Source organism: Frateuria sp., assembly GCF_035943815.1.
Classification (GTDB): domain Bacteria; phylum Pseudomonadota; class Gammaproteobacteria; order Xanthomonadales; family Rhodanobacteraceae; genus Frateuria_A.
The window spans coordinates 16,776-34,885 of the sequence record NZ_DASZBU010000019.1 but is presented as its reverse complement, the minus strand read 5'-3'; the positions used below and the strand labels follow the sequence as shown (position 1 = coordinate 34,885).

Below are 18,110 nucleotides of genomic sequence, written 5' to 3'. Positions count from 1 at the left end.
CTTGGCTCCGTTACTTGCCGCGCGCGGTCGCGGAGGCCGCGGAGGCCTTGCCAGCCGCTGCCGGCGGCTGCCACGGAGAGGCATTGGCGGGGGCCCCTTCCTTGACGTTCTGCACGCCCGAGACGATCACCTTCTCGTCCGCCTTGAGGCCGCCGGTGACGACCCAGTCGTTGCCGTCCATCGCGCTGGTGGTCACGTCGCGGCGGGCGACCTTGCCGTCGGCACCGACGGTGAAGACGAAGGCGCCCACCGTGTCGCGCAGCACGGCCGGCTGCGGTACCAGGAACACGTTGTGGCGTTGGCCCAGCGAGGCGGCGATGGTGACGTACATGCCGGGCAACAGGGTGCGCTGCGGATTGGGAATGCGTGCGCGCAGCTTCACCGCACCGGTGGCCGGGTCGACCGTGGTGGAGGAGAAGTCCAGCGTGCCCGTTTCGCCGTACGGGCTGCCGTTGGGCAGCGTCACCCGCACGCTGGCGTTGGCGTTGCCTGCCAGTGACACGTTGCCCTGGCCCTGCGCCTGGCGCAGCTGCTCCAGCTCGGCCACGCTCATGGTGAAGTTCACGTACAGCGGGTCGATCTGGTCGACGGTGGTGAGCAGCGTGGCCTCGCCCTGGCCGACCAGCGCGCCCTCGGTGACCTGCTGCTGGCCGGCGCGGCCGTCGATCGGCGAGCGCACGTCGGCATAGCCCAGGTTGATCTGCGCCGACTGCACGTTGGCGCGCGCCTGCTGCATGGCGGCCGCGGCGCTGCGTTCGGCGGCCAGTGCATTGTCCAGGTCGGCCTTGGACACATAGCCCTTGGGTGCCAGCTCGCGGGCGCGCTGAGCATTGATCTTGGCGTTGGTGTAGCTCGCCTGCGCCTGTGCGAGGTTGCCCTGCGCCGCGCCCAGCGTTGCCTTCAGCGGTGCCGGGTCGATTTGGAACAGCAACCGCCCCTGCTTGACGTCGGTGCCTTCCTCGTAGGTGCGTTTGACGAGCACGCCGGGCACGCGGGCCCGCACGTCCGCGCTGCGGAAGGCCGATAGACGGCCGACCAGGTTCTTGGTCAGCGGCACGGTCTGCGGCTTGACGGTGATCACGCCCACTTGCGGCGGCGGCATCTGCTGCTGCCCCTGCGGCTGGCCCTTGCCGCAAGCGGCCAGGGTGAGCAGGCCGAGGCACAGAGCCAAGGTGCGCGTTGTGGTGGACTTCATGGGAACTCCATTCTTATGAGGCGTGTCAGGACGCGGCGGGAAGCCGGCGAGCATACGAACGTAGCCGTGGCCGACCAGTGCCAATGGTCGTGACACGGCGCGCCGACGGCGGGGCCATCGCCGGCTGGAAATGCACAACTATACCGTCGAGTTTACATTTTGCGAACCGTGCAAGCCAAGACTTGCGCGTTACCGGGCGTCGTAATCAAAACCTGTCGCAAGGGATTGCTCATCGGTCGCCACCGGAGCACGACGAAGCTCGGCACCGGCGATCGACATGAACCTCGACGAAAAGCTCGCAATGCGCTCGGGTCCTTGCAACTTCAGGCCCCGTCGGTGGAATCGCCCTGACGCCCGGCGTATCCTTTTCGGGCTTTGCGCATCCCCGGCGCGGGTACTTTCGTTTCCACTGACAAGCAGATGCCATGAATGCCATTCGCGCGACCAGCGACAGTGCGGTTCCCCCGGCTGTTTTCGAGGAACTGAAGAACAGCGGCTTTCCGACCCAGCGCCTTGATGAGGCGCAATTTTTTATCGGTGCCTTCTTCGCGCGGATGGCGCACAGCGACGTGGACCTGCACACGCCGGCGGAATGGGCCTCGCTCGTTGCCGGCCTGCTCGATTTCCTCCAGCAGCGCGAGCCTGGCCGTGCCAAGGTGCGCGTGCTCAACCCCGGGCGCGGCCACGCGGGCCGTAGCGTGGTCGAAGTGGTCACGGACGACATGCCCTTCCTGGTCGACACGGTCAGCATGATCGTGTCGGAACAACTGCAGATCCACGCGGTGATCCATCCGGTGATCAAGGCCAGCCGCGACGCCAAGGGCCAGCTCCAGCGCCTGGGCAACGAGGCCGGCGTGGCCGAGTCGGTGATGCATTTCGAAGTCGACCGCGTCGCCGACGAGGCCGCTCAGACTGCGCTCCAGGCGCGTGTGGAAGCGGCGCTGGAAGACGTGCGTGCCGCGGTGGGCGACTGGTCGGCCATGCGCGACAAGGCATTGTCAGTGGCCGCCGAGCTGCCGCAGCGCAAGCTGCCGATGGACGAGCGTTCGGTTGGGGAAGCCGCCGATTTCCTGCGCTGGCTCGCCGATGACAACTTCACCTTCCTAGGCTACCGCGAGTACGAGGTGACCGAGGCCGACGGCGAGGACGTGTTGCGCGCCATCGACAGCTCCGGCCTGGGCATCCTGCGCGGCAGCGAGCGCTCGGTAGCGCCGCGCTCGCTGCGAAGCCTGGTCGCCTCGGAGTTGCCGCACTCCGGCGCCACCGATGCGATCATCCTGACCAAGACCAACGCGCGCTCGCACGTGCACCGCCCTGGCTACATGGATTACGTGGGCGTGCTCAAGTTCGACGCGGCTGGCAGGCCGGTGGCCGAGCAGCGCTTTCTAGGTCTGTTCACTTCCAATGCCTACATGGTCCGTCCGCAGGACGTGCCGCTGGTGCGCCAGCGGGTCGAAGCGGTCATGTGCCGCTCCGGCCTGAAGCGCGATTCGTATTCGGGCAAGTCGCTGCGGCACATCCTCGAGACCCTGCCGCGCGACGAGCTGTTCCAGAGCAGCGAGGAGGAATTGTTCTCCATCGCCAGCGGCATCCTCGAGCTGCGCCAGCGCGCGCGCACGCGCCTGTTCGTGCGCCGCGACCGTTATGGCCGCTTCTATACCTGTCTGGTCTACGTGCCGCGCGAGCGCTTCAACACCACCGTGCGCGAGCGCATCGAGCATCTGCTGCGCGATGCCCTGCACGGCGAGCATGTCGATTCGGCCGTGCTGATGGGCGAGGCCGCGCTGGCGCGCCTGCACGTGGTGGTGCGCCCGAAGATCGGCGATCGCACGGCATACGACACGGCGGCACTGGAGCAGTCCGTGGCCTCGATCGTGCGCAACTGGCACGACGACGTGCGCGACGCGCTGGTGCGCGCGCGCGGCGACCACGAGGGTGTGGTTCTGGCCAACCGCTATGCCAAGGCGTTGCCGGTCGGCTACGCCGACGAGGTGAGCCCGGAGGTGGCCGCCGAAGACGTCCACGAGCTGTCGCTGCTGGAGGGCGACGATGCCGTGCGCATGTCCTTCTACCATCCGCCGCAGCGGCCGGACGAGCTGCGTTTCAAGGTCTACCGCTCCGGCAGCGACATTGCCCTGTCCGAAGTGCTGCCGCAGCTGGAAAACCTGGGGTTGCGCGTGCTCACCGAGCACGTCTACGACGTCGACACCGGCGGCACGCCGCTGTTCATCCAGGATTTCGAGGTGCAGCCGGTCGGCCACCTCACCTTCACCGTGGAGCAGGTCGGCACGCTGTTCGAGGACGCCTTCGAGCAGATCTGGCGCGGCAATGCCGAGAACGACGGCTTCAACCGGCTGGTGCTCGGCGCCAAGCTCAACTGGCGCCAGGTCGCCATGCTGCGCGGCTACTGCAAGTACCTGCTACAGACCGGCGTGTCGTTCTCGCAGGCCTACATGGAGGATGCGCTCAACCGCTATCCGGCCATCGCCGGGCTGTTCGTGGAATTGTTCAACGCCAAGTTCGACCCGCGCCGCGAGAGCCTTTCCGCCGGCGAACTCAAGACCGCCAGGGAGCTGCTCGATGCCGAGATGCGCTTGCTGATCCCGGGCAACGTGCAGGCCGCGCAGCCGGGGCTGGTCGATGGCCTGGTGTCGATGCTCTCGCGCTCGCGCGCGGAGCAGGTGTCGACCATCGAGGAGGCCATCGGCCTGCTGCTGGAAAACGTCGCCAGCCTGGACGACGACCGCATCCTGCGCAGCTTCCTGGGCGTGATCCGCGCCACCCTGCGCACCAGCTTCTTCCAGCAGTGGGACGGCGCGTACCGTCCCTACATCAGCTACAAGTTCGACTCGCACAAAGTGCCCGACCTGCCCAAGCCGGTGCCCTTCCGCGAGATCTTCGTGTCGGCCGCGCGCGTGGAAGGCATCCACCTGCGCTTCGGCGCAGTGGCGCGCGGCGGCCTGCGCTGGTCCGATCGTCGCGAGGACTTCCGCACGGAAGTGCTCGGCCTGGTCAAGGCGCAGATGGTCAAGAACACCGTGATCGTGCCGGTCGGTTCCAAGGGTGGCTTTTTCGTCAAGCGCCCGCCCATGCCGACGGGTGGCGCCGGCGACCGCGACGCGCAGCTGGCCGAGGGCATCGCCTGCTACAAGATGTTCATCAACGGCCTGCTCGACATCACCGACAACCTGGTCGAGGGCAAGGTGGTGCCGCCGCACGAGGTGGTACGCCACGACCTGGACGACCCGTACCTGGTGGTCGCGGCCGACAAGGGCACGGCGACGTTCTCCGACATCGCCAATGCGATCTCGATCGAGCACAACTTCTGGCTGGGCGACGCGTTCGCCTCCGGCGGCTCGAACGGCTATGACCACAAGGGCATGGGCATCACCGCCAAGGGCGCCTGGGAATCGGTCAAGCGCCACTTCCGCGCGCTCGGCCGCGACTCGCAGACCCAGGACTTCAGCTGCGTGGGCATCGGCGATATGTCCGGCGACGTGTTCGGCAACGGCATGCTGCTGTCCGAACACATCCGCCTGCTGGCAGCGTTCGACCACCGCCACATCTTCCTGGACCCCAACCCGGACGCGGCGAAATCCTTCGCCGAGCGCCAGCGCATGTTCAAGCTGCCGCGTTCGAGCTGGGACGATTACGACAGGTCGCTGATCTCCGAAGGCGGCGGCATCTACGCCCGCAGCCTGAAGTCGATTCCGGTATCCCCGCAGGTGCGCGAGGCGCTGGGCATCAAGGGTGAGGCAACCCACCTGACGCCCTCGGAACTGATGAGCGCGATCCTCAAGGCGCCGGTCGACCTGCTGTGGAACGGCGGCATCGGCACCTACGTGAAGTCATCGCACGAGACCAACGCCGATGTCGGCGACCGCGCCAACAACGCCTTGCGCATCAACGGCGCCGACCTGCGCTGCAAGGTGGTGGGCGAGGGCGGCAACCTGGGCTTCACCCAGAAGGGCCGCATCGAGGCCGCCCAGCATGGCGTGCTGCTCAACACCGACTTCATCGACAACTCGGCCGGCGTGGACACCTCCGACCACGAGGTCAACATCAAGATCCTGCTCAACGACGCGGTACGCCGCGGCGAGCTGACCGAGGAAGGCCGCAACAAGCAGCTGGCCGCGATGACCGACGAGGTCGCGCAACTGGTGCTGTGGGACAACTACCGCCAGAACCAGGCGATCACCCTGATGGAGCACCAGTCGGTCAAGCGGCTGGGCTCGATGGCGCACTTCATCCGCGAGCTGGAGGCCGAGGGCCTGCTCGACCGCCAGGTCGAGAACCTGCCCTCCGACGCGGAGCTGACCGAGCGCAAGACCCGCCACCAGGGCCTGACCCGGCCGGAGCTGGCGGTGCTCTTGTCCTACGACAAGATCAAGCTGTTCCAGCAGCTGCTCGAGTCGGACGTGCCGGAAGATCCGTACCTGTCCAAGGAGCTGGTGCGCTACTTCCCAGAGCCGCTGCACGGCAAGTACGCGGCCAACATGCAGCGCCATCGCCTCAAGCGCGAGATCATCGCCACCGCGGTGACCAACTCCACGATCAACCGCATGGGCGCCACCTTCATGATGCGCATGCAGGAGGACACGGGTCAGGGCCCGGCGGCGATCGCCAAGGCCTACACCGCCGCGCGCGAGATCCTGGATGCCCGCGAGCTGTGGGCGCAGATCGAGGCGCTGGACAGCAAGGTCGCGGAGGACACGCAGATCGACGCGATCATGCAGATCTGGTCGCAGCTGCGTCACATGACCCGCTGGCTGCTCAACCGCCCGGGCGGCACATTGGACATCGCCGCCAACGTGGAGCGCTACCAGGACGGTGTCACCGCGCTGCGCAAAGCGCTGCCTGACGCGCTCACGCAAACGGGCAAAGCCGACTTCGAGCTCAGCTGCGAGAAGTGGGAAGGCCTGGGCGTGCCGGCGGAGCTGGCCGTGCGGCTGGCCCGCATTTCGGTGCTGCGCGCGGTCCTGGACATGTGCGAAGTCGCCCAACAGAGCGGCCAGCCGATCGCCACCGTCGCCCGCGTGTTCTACGAACTGGGCGAACGGCTCGACCTCGAGTGGCTGCGCGGCCAGATCGAGGCGCTGCCGGTGGAAGGTCACTGGCACGCGCAGGCGCGTGGCTCGCTGCTGGACGAACTCAACCACCAGCATCGAGCACTGGCCCAGCAGGTGCTGGCCCTGGCTGGTGGCCGCAAGGACGTCTCGCCGGTGCAGGCCTGGCTTGATCGCGACGATGCCACGCTCAAGTACACCCGCAGCATGCTGGCGGAGATCCTGACCCAGAACGCCGACTATCCGATTGCCTCGGTGGCGGTGCGGCGCCTGGCCCAGCTGGCGCAGGTGCCGGTGCAATAAGGCCGCGGGACCGGTTCCCCGTTACGGCGGGGGCCGGTCCGTGCCGTCGCGGTGTGCTGCCGCACAAGTGCGGGCCATCACGTCTTGGCGCGGCGGGCTGTAAGGCTTTTCCGATCTTCCGAGCTGGCGCCCAAAAGCCGGAAGCCGCGGAGCTAGACTGCGCCCTCTCCTAGGGACGGGGCAGGCATGAGCGGCAGAGCCATGGCGCTTGCGGTCGGCATACCAGGCGTGACCGCTGGTCGTGGGCGTCTACCTGGCGGGCTTCCTGACGCTGTGGCTGCTGGAGCTCGCGATCCCGCTGGGACCGGCTACCTATATTGGCAGTACCTGCGGGCGCTCGACCTGCCGCAGGTGGTGTGCCCTGCGTGGGCAGGATCAGGCTTGCCCGGCGCCGATGCGGCGCAGACCTACGTCACCAACCATGCCGCCAGCATCGTGTTCAGCCCGCGCGAGCAACAGGATGCGGACAACTGCTCCAAGATGCTCGGCGACACCACCGTGCGCCGGCGCAACCGTACCGTGAGCAAGGGCACGACCTCCTACACGTACGCCGAAGAACGCCGCCCGCTGATGCTGCCGCAGGAACTCAGGCTCTGCCCATCCACGGGGAGATCATCTTCTACGAGGGTTGCACGCCGATCCGCTGTCGGAAGAACCGGTACTTCAAGAGCGCGTTCTTCAGGAAAAGGATAATTGCCGCCAGTGGAACTTGCAGCGATTGCGGCGCCGCCTCCGGATGAGTCCGAGAACGTGCGCGGATGAAAAGCAACGGGATGCCGACCACGCTGATGCGGCTTGTGGCGAGGCGGAGCCAGGCAGCCCATTTCCAACCTGTTCAGTGTTTTCCGCGAACAGCGTCGCTTCCCGGGTCCGGCGATGATCCGAGAGAGGGGGAGAAAAGATGAAAGCTCAACCGATCATTGGTGCGTTTGTGCTCGGCCTTTCATCCATGTGCGTGCCCGTGATTTCGCCCTCGGCGAGAGCCGAGTCCGTGCCGGAAGCCGGCGGGACGATGTGCGAAAAAGCCGACCAGATCGTTTTCTCGTGCCCGTTGAGCGGAGGAAAGATTGTATCGATCTGCGCCGCATCTGAATCGGGCCAGGAGAGCGTCCGCTTTTACTACGCGTTTGGACGTCCGGGGGCGTCGGAATACCTCTATCCGAATGGAAACGCGGACGCCAGGAATGCCTTTTTCAGCTCGCACCTGGTGTATGGCAGGTCGACCGGCGGAATGGCTTACTCGTTCGCCGATGGCGTCTATAAATACGTCGTCTATTCGATCTCCGGAACCGGAGCGCAGGCCGGAGGGGTGCTCATCCAGAACATCGAGGCGCCCTATGCGGCGAGCGAAATGAAGTGCCAGCCGGGCAAGATAACCGAGTCCGACAATGACGCCTTGATGGATTCGGTCATGACGTGGGGCCGCGATCCGGATTTAGCCAACCCCGCGGGCTGCCTGCAAACGTCGATCGTTTGTTTCCAGGCATGGGTTCCAGCGGAGGAACTCGAACTTCAGGGTGGTTCCCGGGTTCATCGATCCGGCGGGCAGATCCCGCTCTCGGGGGGATGACGGCGGAAGTTTTCCGTTTCCTTGTATGGCGGCCGCCCCGTCTGGCTGGTGCATGGCTTTACGCCGCGGCTCGCTTGCGTCGCCGTGCCGGCCGCTGCGTTAAGCTCATGACATTTCGGCCACACCGGACGCCCATGCGCTTTGCCTTCGTCGCCAGCGAGACTGGCATCGCCCAGCAGGCCCGCCGCAAACTGGTCGAGCGCTACGGTGACGTGCCGCCGCTGGACGCGGAGGTGATCGTGGCGCTGGGTGGCGACGGATTCATGTTGCGCACGCTGCATGTCCATCGTGCACTGGAGCTGCCGGTGTACGGCATGAAATTGGGACGCGTAGGCTTCCTGATGAACAAGCACCAGCTCGACGACCTCCCGGGGCGTGTCGAGCGCGCCCACGCGGCCGTGCTTTATCCATTGCAGATGCGCACCACCGATGTGCACGGCAACGAACAGCAGGCCCTGGCCTTCAACGAGGTGTCGCTGCTGCGCCAGACCAACCAGGCGGCGCACCTGGAAGTGAGCCTCAACGAGGCGGTGAAGATCCCGGCGCTGGTCTGCGACGGCATCATGGTGGCCACGCCCGCCGGCTCCACTGCGTACAACCTCTCGGCGCACGGCCCGATTCTCCCGCTGGACGCCAACGTACTGGCGCTGACGCCGATCAGCCCGTTCCGCCCACGCCGCTGGCGGGGTGCGATCCTGCCCCATCGAACGCTGGTGACGCTGCGCGTGCTCGACCCCGGCAAGCGACCGGTAAGCGCCACCGCCGATTTCCTTGAGGTGCGCGACGTGCGCACGGTGACCATCTGCCAGGCGCAGGAACGCGGCGTGAAGCTGCTGTTCGATCCGGAACACAACCTGGAACAGCGCATCCTGGACGAGCAGTTCGCGGCGGAATAAGGCGGTCCCCGAGCAGGGCACCTCCTGCTACCGTCGCGCGGTACTCGAACCTGAGCCTCCCGTGACCCTTGCTTCCCATGCCTCTTAGGGAAGGTGTCCAGGGGGCGAACGGGCGCCTCGTCCCCCAGCGGCCATTCGCCTTTGCTAGATTGGAACGCATGATCGCACCCGATGCCCACGACCCCGGCGCCAGCACCGACAACCGCCTGGTGGTCGCCATCTCCTCGCGCGCGCTGTTCGATCTGGGCGACAGCCACGCCTTGTTCGAGCGCGACGGGCTGGACGCCTACCGCCGCTTCCAGATCGAGCACGAAGACGACATCCTCCCGCCCGGCGTCGCCTTTCCGCTGGTGCAGAAGCTGCTGGGCCTCAACAAGCTCGCGGGCGACGTGCCGCCGGTGGAAGTGATCCTGCTGTCGCGCAATTCCGGGGATACCGGCCTGCGCATCTTCAACGCCATCCAGCACCACGGACTCGAGATCAGCCGCGCCGCCTTCACCAGCGGCGCGCCTACCTCGGACTACATCGCGCCGTTCAAGGCCGACCTGTTCCTCTCGGCCAACGCCGAGGATGTGGGTCGGGCGCTCGCCGCCGATGTCGCCGCCGCCACCATCCTTCCCAGCACGGCGCCGCCCCGCGCCAGCGAGCAGCTGCGCATCGCCTTCGATGGCGATGCGGTGATCTTCGGCGACGAGGGCGAGCGGGTGTCGCGCGAGGAGGGCCTGGAAGCCTTTCATCGCCGCGAGACCGAGCATGCCGCCGAGCCCCTGTCGGTAGGTCCGTTCCGTGGCTTCCTCACGGCGTTGCACCGCCTGCAGACCGCCTTTCCGGCGGAAGACTCGCCTATCCGCACCGCGCTGGTCACCGCCCGCTCCGCCCCGGCGCACAAGCGCGTGATCCTCACCTTGCGCCGCTGGGGCGTGCGCATCGACGAGGCACTGTTCCTTGGCGGCCGCGACAAGGGCCCGTTCCTGGATGCCTTCGGCGCCGACATCTTCTTCGACGACTCGCCCGCCAACGTCGAATCGGCGCGCAAGCACGTCGCCACCGGGCATGTGCCGCATGGGGTGAGCAACCGCTGAGGGAGCCCGGGCACGGGATGAGCATGGGCAGCTGGATCATGCTGTTCGCCGCGGACTCACTGCTGGCCCTGTGGGTCCTGCGGTTGGGCGTCACCGCATGGGCTGGAAGGCTGGCGCGCCGGCGGTACACCTGGACTGGATCCACGCCGGCTTCTTCTGGAACGAGGAGCAGATCAAGCTGTACGTACTGCTGCCCTGGCTGCTGCACGCGGGCTGGTTCCTGCTCGGGCTGTTCCAACCGTCGTTGCGCTAGCTCAGACCAGCTTCATGCGCCGCCACCAGCCGCTCACCTGGTCCTCGCGCACCAGCGTGAACAGGCCGGCGCCGAGGATCAGCGCGATGCCGACGAGCATCGGCCAGTCCAGGCGGTCCCCGAACAACCAGTAGCCGAAGCCGATCGCCCACAGCATCTGGCTGTACTGGGTGGGCGCCACGCGGTTGGCAGGCGCAGCCTGGGTGGCGAGCATCAGCAGCACGCCGGCCAGCGCCGCAAGCAGGCCATAGCCGGCCAGCAGCCACCACTGGTGCAAGGTCGGCCAGACGAACGAGGGCAGCATCAGCAGCCCCCCGGCCGCCAGCGGGCCGACCACGCCGGCGCCGTACAGGCTGATGCGCTTCTCGTGGGCACCGGCCATGCGCAGCGCCACCACCGAGACCGCGCCGGCCATGCCGCAGGCGATGGCGGCGAAGTGGCCCAGTCCCAGGTGGCGAAAGCCCGGCCGCAGCACCACCAGCACGCCGACGAAGCCGGCGAACACCGCCGACCAGCGCCGCCAGCCCACGTGTTCCTTGAGAAAGATCACCGACAGCACGGTCACGAAGATTGGCATCAGGAAGATCAGCGCGAAGGTCTCGGCCATCGGCAGGTGCGTGAAAGCGACCACGGCGGACAGGTTGCTGGCCGCACCGGTGACCGCGCGGATCCACCAGAGCGAAGGCCGGTTGGCGATGAACACCTCGTGCCAGCGGTCGCCCGGCTTGCGGATGAAGGGGATGGCGACCAGGCCCAGCAACGCGCCGAAGAACACCGCCTCGAAGACGGGCAGCGAGCCGCGCAGCGACTTGACGAAGGCGTCGCTGACCGCGTAGGCCGCGTAGCAGGCGAAACCGAGCAATACACCCTTGAACATGCGTTCTCCCGACAACGACGCACAGGTTGGCGCAAATGCGGCCCGACCGGCACCCCAATGGCATGACCACACCCGCTGGCGGCGCTAGAATGCCGGGCTTGTCCCAACCACTGGAAGCGAAGCATGGCCGCCCGCCTCGACCCGCTCGACCTGTACGACATCCGCTCGCTGCTTACAGACGAGGAGCGCATGGTGCAGGACACTGTCGGCCGCTTCGTCGACGAGAAGGTCCTGCCGATCATCGGCGACTGCTTCGACCAGGGCCGCTTTCCCAAGGAACTGATCCCCGAGATCGCCAGCCTGGGTCTGCTGGGTGCGACGATCCCAGAAAAGTACGGCTGCGCGGGTATGAACGGCGTGAGCTACGGCCTGATCTGCCAGGAGCTGGAGCGCGGCGACTCGGGCCTGCGCAGCTTCGCCTCGGTGCAGAGTTCGCTGTGCATGTACCCGATCTACGCCTACGGCAGCGAAGAGCAGAAGATGCACTACCTGCCCGGGATGGCGGCGGGCGAGGTGATCGGCTGCTTCGGCCTGACCGAGCCGCACGGCGGTTCGAACCCGGCCAACATGAAGACCAATGCCAGGAAGGACGGTGGCGACTGGCTCATCAACGGCGCCAAGATGTGGATCACCAACGGCAACATCGCCCACATCGCGATCGTCTGGGCGCAGACCGAGGACGGCATCCAGGGCTTCATCGTGCCGACCGATTCGAAGGGCTTCGCCGCGCAGGAAGTGCACAAGAAGATGAGCCTGCGCGCCTCGGTCACCTCCGCGCTGTTCTTCGACAACGTGCGCGTTCCCGACGCCAACCGCCTGCCCAGCGTGAAGGGTCTCAAGGGCCCGCTGGGCTGCCTGACCCAGGCCCGCTACGGCATCACCTGGGGCCCGATCGGCGCCGCGCAGGCCTGCCTGAAGGAAGTGCTCGACTACACCGCCGAGCGCATCCTGTTCGGCCGCCCGCTCGCCTCGAACCAGGCGATCCAGCTCAAGCTCGCCGACATGGCCCGGCGCATCACCACGGCGCAGCTGCTCTCGCTGCAGCTGGGGCGCCTGAAGGACGCCGGCGCCATGCAGCCGACCCAGGTCTCGCTGGCCAAGTGGAACAACGTGCGCATGGCGCTGGACATCGCGCGCGACTGCCGCGACATCCTGGGCGGCGCCGGCATCACCACCGAGCATTCGGCGATCCGCCATGCGCTGAACCTGGAATCGGTGATCACCTACGAGGGCACCGAGACGGTGCACCAGCTGGTGGTCGGTCGCGAGCTCACCGGCATCAACGCATTCTGATCCCGGGGCCGGCGATCCCGTCCTGGAACGTCATTCTCGCCAAGCGGTAATCCACCTCAGGCTCAGGATGCAACGTCAACATGGATTCCCGCTTTCGCGGGAATGACGGCAAGGAAGTTGGGCTTGTGTCGCCAGCAAAGCTTTCGGGAGATGAGGCCTTGCACGTTCCGGATATCCGCATCGAAACCGACCGCCTGATCCTGCGCCCGACCGGGCCGGCAGATTTCGAGGGTTGGGCCACGCTGATGGGCGATGAGGACAACTCGCGCCACATTGGCGGGCCGCAGCCGCGCCCGGTGGCCTGGCGCGGGTTTCTCTCCATGGCCGGGGCATGGGCGATCCAAGGCTACGGCATGTTCTCGGTGATCGAGAAGGCCAGCGGACGCTGGATCGGCCGGCTCGGCCCTTGGTGCCCGGAAGGCTGGCCCGGTACCGAGGTGGGCTGGGGCCTGCTGCGCGAGGCCTGGGGCAAGGGCTACGCCACCGAGGGCGCGGCCGCGGCCATCGACTGGACGTTCGAGCATCTTGGCTGGACCGAGGTGATCCACACCATCGCGCCGGACAACCTCGCCTCGCAGCAGGTCGCCCGGCGGCTGGGCTCGAGCCTGCAGGGGCCGGGCCGACTGCCCGAGCCGTTCCAGGAGCTCGTCGTCGAGGTGTGGGGCCAGAGCCGCGAGGCCTGGATGCGTCGCCGCGCATGAGCCATATCCCGCCCGCGCTGTTCGTCGCGCTCGCCGAAGCGGTGCCGGAACTGCACGTGCATTGTGCCGAGCCGTGGTGCCTGGTCGGCAGCGCCGCCGCGCGGCTGCTCGGCGCCGAAGTGGGCGTGGCGGACGTCGACGTGCTGGTGTCGCGCGCCGATGCCGAGGTGCTGGCCTCGCGCTGGGCCGATCGCCGCGACCCCTGCTACGCCCCCGCCGACGGCGGCCGTTTCCGCTCGCTTTTCGCCCGCTTCCGCTTCCCCGGCATGCCGGTGGAAGTGATGGGCGGGCTGGAGCACGACGCGGGCGAGGGCTGGCAGGCGGTGACGCCAGGGCGTCTGGTGCTGGTCGGCCTGGAAGGCCTGGCGGTGCCGGTGCCTTCGCTGGACGAGCAGATCCGCATCTTCGAATCCTTCGGCCGCGACAAGGACCGCGTTCGCGCCGCCGCCCTGCGGCGGCTGCGCCAGCCGGCGTCCGTGCTGCCCATCGTTTCCTCTTCCTGACGGCCGCTTCGGCCGCCCCCGTACCGGTACGAGTCCATCATGACCACTGCGCTTCCCATCACCGCCCGCCACAAAGGCTTCAACCGCGCCGAGATCGTCGACCAGAACTTCACCGAGTTCGTGAAGCTTTGGCAGGGCAAGGTGCGCGCGGCGCCGCGCGATGATGCGCCGGTACTGCCGGGCAGCGCGCTGGACGCGCGCGGCTTCCGCGAACTGCTGGAGTCGCAGCTGATCAGCCGCCACCTGGACCTGATGGCGCGCGTGCTGCGCGTGCAGAACAAGGTGTTCTACACGATCGGTTCGTCCGGCCACGAAGGCAACGCGATGGTGGCGCGGCTCACCCGCCACACCGATCCGGCCTTCCTGCACTACCGCTCCGGCGGCTTCATGGCCGAGCGCTTCCGCAAGCTGCCTGGGATGGACCCGGTGATGGATTCGGCGCTGTCCTTCGCCGCCAGCAAGGACGACCCGGCCTCCGGCGGCCGCCACAAGGTATGGGGCTCCAAGCCGCTGTGGGTGCTGCCGCAGACCTCGACCATCGCCTCGCACCTGCCCAAGGCGCTGGGCACCGCCGTCGCCATCGACCACGCGCGTCGCATCGGCCACACGCTGCCGGTGCCGGAGGATTCCATCGCGATCTGCTCCTTCGGCGATGCATCGAGCAACCACGCCACCGCGCAGACCGCGTTCAATGCGGCGGCGTGGACGGCTTACCAGAAGCTGCCCGCGCCGGTGCTGTTCGTGTGCGAGGACAACGGCATCGGCATTTCGGTGAAGACGCCGACCGGCTGGGTGGCCAGCAATTTCCAGTCGCGCTCCAACCTCGACTATTTCTTCGCCGACGGCCTGGACCTCGCCGAAGGCTACGCGCAGGTACAGCGCGCAGTGGAGCATTGCCGCAGCACGCGCCGGCCGACCTTCCTGCATTTGAAAACCACCCGCGTGATGGGCCACGCCGGTACGGACTTCGAGATCGAATGGCGCAGCATCGAGGAGCTTTGCGCGGTGGAGGCCACCGATCCGCTGCTGCGCTCGGCCGCGATCGCGCTGGAGTCGGGCCTGTATTCGAAGGACGCGCTGCTGGAGCTGTACGAAGCCACCCGCAAGCGCTGCTTCGCCGCTGCCGAGGAGGCCGACCGCCGGCCCAAGCTCGAGCGCCTGGAGGACGTGATGGCGCCGCTCGCGCCCTACACGCCGGCCAAGGTGAAGGCCGAGGCCGAGCGCGCCGACTACACCGACGCGCGCGTCAAGGCCTTCGGCAGCGAGGAGAAGCTGCCCGAGAACCAGCCGCCGCGCCATCTGGCCATCCAGATCGGCCAGGCGCTGCACGACATCATGGCCAAGTACCCCGAGTCGCTGCTGTTCGGCGAGGACGTGGCGCAGAAGGGCGGCGTCTACACGGTCACCAAGGGCCTGCACAAGGCGTTCAAGAACACCCGCGTGTTCAACACGCTGCTGGACGAGACGGTGATTCTGGGCCTGGCCCAGGGCTACGCCAACATGGGGCTCCTGCCGATCCCGGAGATCCAGTACCTGGCCTACTTCCACAACGCCGGCGACCAGATCCGCGGCGAGGCGGCCAGCCTGCAGTTCTTCTCCAACGACCAGTACCGCAACCCGCTAGTGATGCGCGTGGCCTCGCTGGGCTACCAGCGCGGCTTCGGCGGCCACTTCCACAACGACAACTCGATCGCGGCGCTGCGCGACATTCCGGGCCTCGTCGTCGGCTGCCCAAGCCGCGGCGACGATGCCGCGACGATGCTGCGCACGCTGACCGCGCTGGCCAAGGTCGACGGGCGCGTGTGCGCCTTCCTCGAGCCGATCGCGCTGTACATGACCAAGGATCTGTACGAAGCCGGCGACGGCCAGTGGCAGTTCGCCTATCCCCCACCGGGTGAGGCAATGGCGCTGGGCGAGGGCAGGGTCTACGGCGATGGGGCAAACGATCTGGTGGTGTTCACCTTCGGCAACGGCGTGCCGATGGCGCTGCGCGCAGCGCGCACCATCGAGGCCGAGCTGAAATGGAAAGTCCGCGTGATCGACCTGCGCTGGCTGGCGCCACTCAATGACGCCTTCATCGCGGCGCAGGCGAAGAGCGCCAAGCGCATCCTGGTACTGGACGAGGGCCGCAAGAGCGCCGGCGTGGGCGAGGGCGTGATCACCGCCATCGTCGAGGCGGGCCTGGGAGCCACGCCGCTGGAGCGGGTGGTCGGCGCAGATACGTTCACCCCGTTGGCAGGCGCGGCGTTCCTGGTGTTGCCGGGCGAGGCGGACGTGGTGGCAGCGGCGCGCAAGCTCGCGGGTTGATGCGCTGACGGGGAGGTTGGCTCGGGGCGAGTCCTCATCCAGCGTTTGTCGGAGCCTTTCCCACGGGCGGGGGGGAAGGCTCGCTGGCGAGGATTGCGGGTCCTCAGCTTTGGGCTTTGCCCTGTAGGGTCCGAAGGCCCGAGGGCGACGCTCAGTCGTCCACTTCGCTCACCTGCGGCCAAGGCTGGTTCTCCAGGCCGCGCGGCCGGTCGTACATGCGCGCCTGGTTGCGGCCGTTCACCTTGGCCTGGTACATCGCCTGGTCGGCGCGCTCGATCAGCGCCTCCAGGGTGTCACTGAAGGTGCGCATGGCCACGCCGATGCTCACGCTCAGCATGAACTCCGGGTTGACCGGGATCTCCAGGCGGTGCACGCGCCGGCACAGGCGGGTGGCCACCTGCATCGCCTGCTCCTGCACCACGCCGTCGAGCATGGCGATGAACTCCTCGCCGCCGTAGCGGCCGAGCAGGTCGGACGGCCGCAGTTCGGCGCGCAGCGCTTCGGCCACCTCGATCAGCGCACGGTCGCCGGCGCGGTGGCCCTGCTGGTCGTTGAGCAGCTTGAAGCGATCCAGGTCCAGGAACAGCAGCGCGAGCGGCCGCCCGGCGCTGTCGGCCAGCATCGCCTCGGCCGCCTCGTTCCACGCGCGTCGGTTGAGCACGCCGGTGAGCGAGTCGTTGTCGGCCAGCGCACGCACCATGTCGCGGTCGCGGCGCATGGTCAGCGCGCGGTCGCCCAGGCCGATCGACAGCACGATCGCCTCGAATGCGCCGGCGACCACGCTGGCGTCGCTGATCCAGCCCATGCCGGGCAGGGCTCCGCTCAACTGAGCGGTGGACAAGGCGGTGAGCGCCAGCAGCGGCGTCCAGCCGACCAGGAAGAACCAGGCATGCCGCGAACCGTGCGCGGCCGCCACGATGGCGGTGAGCAGCATCAGCATCGCGCCGAGAATCAGCAGCGGATCGACCAATGCCTGCGCCACGTCCACCAGCAGGCCGATCGAGCTGCTGCGCATGAGCACCAGCATCGGCATGCCGATGGCCAGCGCCAGTACCGGCGCGCGCAGCAGTGGCGCGAAGCGCTGCAGCTCGCAGAAGCGCGCCATGAACAGCGCGGCGAACGCCACCGACAGCGCGATCGCCGCGGACTCAAGCAGGCCGGCCGAGGGCGCCAGCCAGCCCAATTCCAGCGGATGGAACAGGAACCCGGTCTGCACGCTCTGGATCAGCGCGTAGCAGAAGATGTAGCCGGCGTACCAGGAAAAGGTGTTGTCGTGGAGCATCAGCGCGAAGCACAGCGCCATCAGCGCCATCGTCAGCATGACCGCGAAGCAGGCGCTGAAAAGCGTCAGCCAGTTCGCGTCGTGCGCGAGGAAGGAGCTCAGCGATTCCAGATGGAAGCTAAGCGGCGGGGCGAGCCCCTCGGTCGGCTCGAGCCTGATCAGGATCAGGGTGGCGGCCGGAACGCTCGCCGGGTAGCGGTAGGCGAACCGGCCGTGGCCCAGCGGCGGGCCGCCGGACTCGTCCAGCGAGAGGTTGGCGACTGGCCCTTTCTGGTCGTAGATCGTGATGCGCCCGAGCGCGGGCGGGTAGATCGTCAGTACCCGCTCCTCGTCCACCCAGGGCGGTTGCGGGCGCAGCACCACCCAGGTGCCCATTCCCGCGCGCGGGAAGCCGTGCAGCAATGACGGGTCGAACGCGGCCAACTGGCCCTGGCGGAACTGCTCGATCACCGCGGCGGGAGTGTCTCCCTCGCGGACCTCGCGCCAGCCGCCATCGAGCGGCACCGCGGCCCGCACCACGCCGAGCCACAGCCACAGCAGACCGAGCACGCACCCGGCAACCGGGAGCCTGCACTGGTTCCACACCCTTGCTGCGGCAAGCCTTCGCATTCCCCCTCGACCCCGCTGGCGGCCTTGCTCGACTCCCGTCGGCCGCATTCGACTTCCCGGCCAGGCCAGCCGACTGTTGCACAGCGGCATACCCGGGCTTTTAACGATCCTAACCCGAACCGTCAGCCTGCCCGCCTGGTTTTGTGCGGGGCAAACCAGGGGTGGTCTAGCAG

The 18,110-nt window shown here is 67.6% G+C and carries 13 protein-coding genes; 10 read left to right on the top strand and 3 right to left on the bottom strand.

Annotated elements, in window-relative coordinates:
* Positions 1 to 10: 10 nt before the first annotated feature.
* Entirely contained in the window at positions 11 to 1,195 is a 1,185-nt protein-coding gene (locus VGU65_RS13955) for an efflux RND transporter periplasmic adaptor subunit (RefSeq protein ID WP_327476689.1), read from the bottom strand.
* 425 nt (positions 1,196 to 1,620) lie between these two features.
* On the opposite strand from VGU65_RS13955, the gene VGU65_RS13950 reads away from it, so the two are divergent.
* From VGU65_RS13950 to VGU65_RS13925, 6 genes are all read left to right on the top strand, one after another.
* Positions 1,621 to 6,564 carry an NAD-glutamate dehydrogenase gene (locus tag VGU65_RS13950; protein ID WP_327476688.1) on the top strand — a complete coding sequence of 1,648 codons (4,944 nt, stop codon included), beginning with the start codon at positions 1,621 to 1,623 and terminating at the stop codon, positions 6,562 to 6,564.
* Between the two features lie 381 nt (positions 6,565 to 6,945).
* Entirely contained in the window at positions 6,946 to 7,257 is a 312-nt protein-coding gene (locus VGU65_RS13945; RefSeq protein ID WP_327476687.1) for a type IV secretory system conjugative DNA transfer family protein, read from the top strand.
* Between the two features lie 208 nt (positions 7,258 to 7,465).
* Positions 7,466 to 8,134, top strand: a complete 669-nt coding sequence (locus VGU65_RS13940; protein ID WP_327476685.1) for a hypothetical protein — start codon at positions 7,466 to 7,468, stop codon at positions 8,132 to 8,134.
* A 134-nt stretch (positions 8,135 to 8,268) separates the two neighbouring features.
* Positions 8,269 to 9,030 carry an NAD kinase gene (locus VGU65_RS13935; RefSeq protein WP_327476683.1) on the top strand — a complete coding sequence of 254 codons (762 nt, stop codon included), beginning with the start codon at positions 8,269 to 8,271 and terminating at the stop codon, positions 9,028 to 9,030.
* A gap of 158 nt (positions 9,031 to 9,188) precedes the next feature.
* Positions 9,189 to 10,112 carry a 5'-nucleotidase gene (locus VGU65_RS13930; RefSeq protein WP_327476681.1) on the top strand — a complete coding sequence of 308 codons (924 nt, stop codon included), beginning with the start codon at positions 9,189 to 9,191 and terminating at the stop codon, positions 10,110 to 10,112.
* 97 nt (positions 10,113 to 10,209) lie between these two features.
* Positions 10,210 to 10,365: a hypothetical protein gene (locus tag VGU65_RS13925; RefSeq protein WP_327476679.1), complete on the top strand. Its 156-nt coding sequence runs from the start codon at positions 10,210 to 10,212 to the stop codon at positions 10,363 to 10,365.
* A gap of 1 nt (position 10,366) precedes the next feature.
* Here VGU65_RS13925 and VGU65_RS13920 read toward each other — a convergent pair whose 3' ends face one another.
* Positions 10,367 to 11,242, bottom strand: coding sequence for a DMT family transporter (locus tag VGU65_RS13920; protein WP_327476677.1), 876 nt, complete (start codon positions 11,240 to 11,242; stop codon positions 10,367 to 10,369).
* A 123-nt stretch (positions 11,243 to 11,365) separates the two neighbouring features.
* On the opposite strand from VGU65_RS13920, the gene VGU65_RS13915 reads away from it, so the two are divergent.
* The 4 genes from VGU65_RS13915 to VGU65_RS13900 all read left to right on the top strand — a co-directional run bounded on the left by VGU65_RS13915 (position 11,366) and on the right by VGU65_RS13900 (position 16,046).
* Complete coding sequence (locus VGU65_RS13915; protein WP_327476675.1) at positions 11,366 to 12,535, top strand: acyl-CoA dehydrogenase family protein; 1,170 nt, start codon at positions 11,366 to 11,368, stop codon at positions 12,533 to 12,535.
* A gap of 158 nt (positions 12,536 to 12,693) precedes the next feature.
* Entirely contained in the window at positions 12,694 to 13,236 is a 543-nt protein-coding gene (locus VGU65_RS13910) for a GNAT family N-acetyltransferase (protein ID WP_327476673.1), read from the top strand.
* Positions 13,233 to 13,739: a nucleotidyltransferase family protein gene (locus VGU65_RS13905; RefSeq protein ID WP_327476671.1), complete on the top strand. Its 507-nt coding sequence runs from the start codon at positions 13,233 to 13,235 to the stop codon at positions 13,737 to 13,739. Before VGU65_RS13910 ends, VGU65_RS13905 begins: the two co-directional genes overlap by 4 nt.
* Positions 13,740 to 13,778: 39 nt before the next feature.
* Complete coding sequence (locus VGU65_RS13900) at positions 13,779 to 16,046, top strand: thiamine pyrophosphate-dependent enzyme (protein ID WP_327476669.1); 2,268 nt, start codon at positions 13,779 to 13,781, stop codon at positions 16,044 to 16,046.
* 151 nt (positions 16,047 to 16,197) lie between these two features.
* Here the strand turns inward: VGU65_RS13900 and VGU65_RS13895 are convergent, their stop codons facing one another.
* Entirely contained in the window at positions 16,198 to 17,877 is a 1,680-nt protein-coding gene (locus tag VGU65_RS13895) for a GGDEF domain-containing protein (protein ID WP_327476668.1), read from the bottom strand.
* Between the last annotated feature and the right edge of the window lie 233 nt (positions 17,878 to 18,110).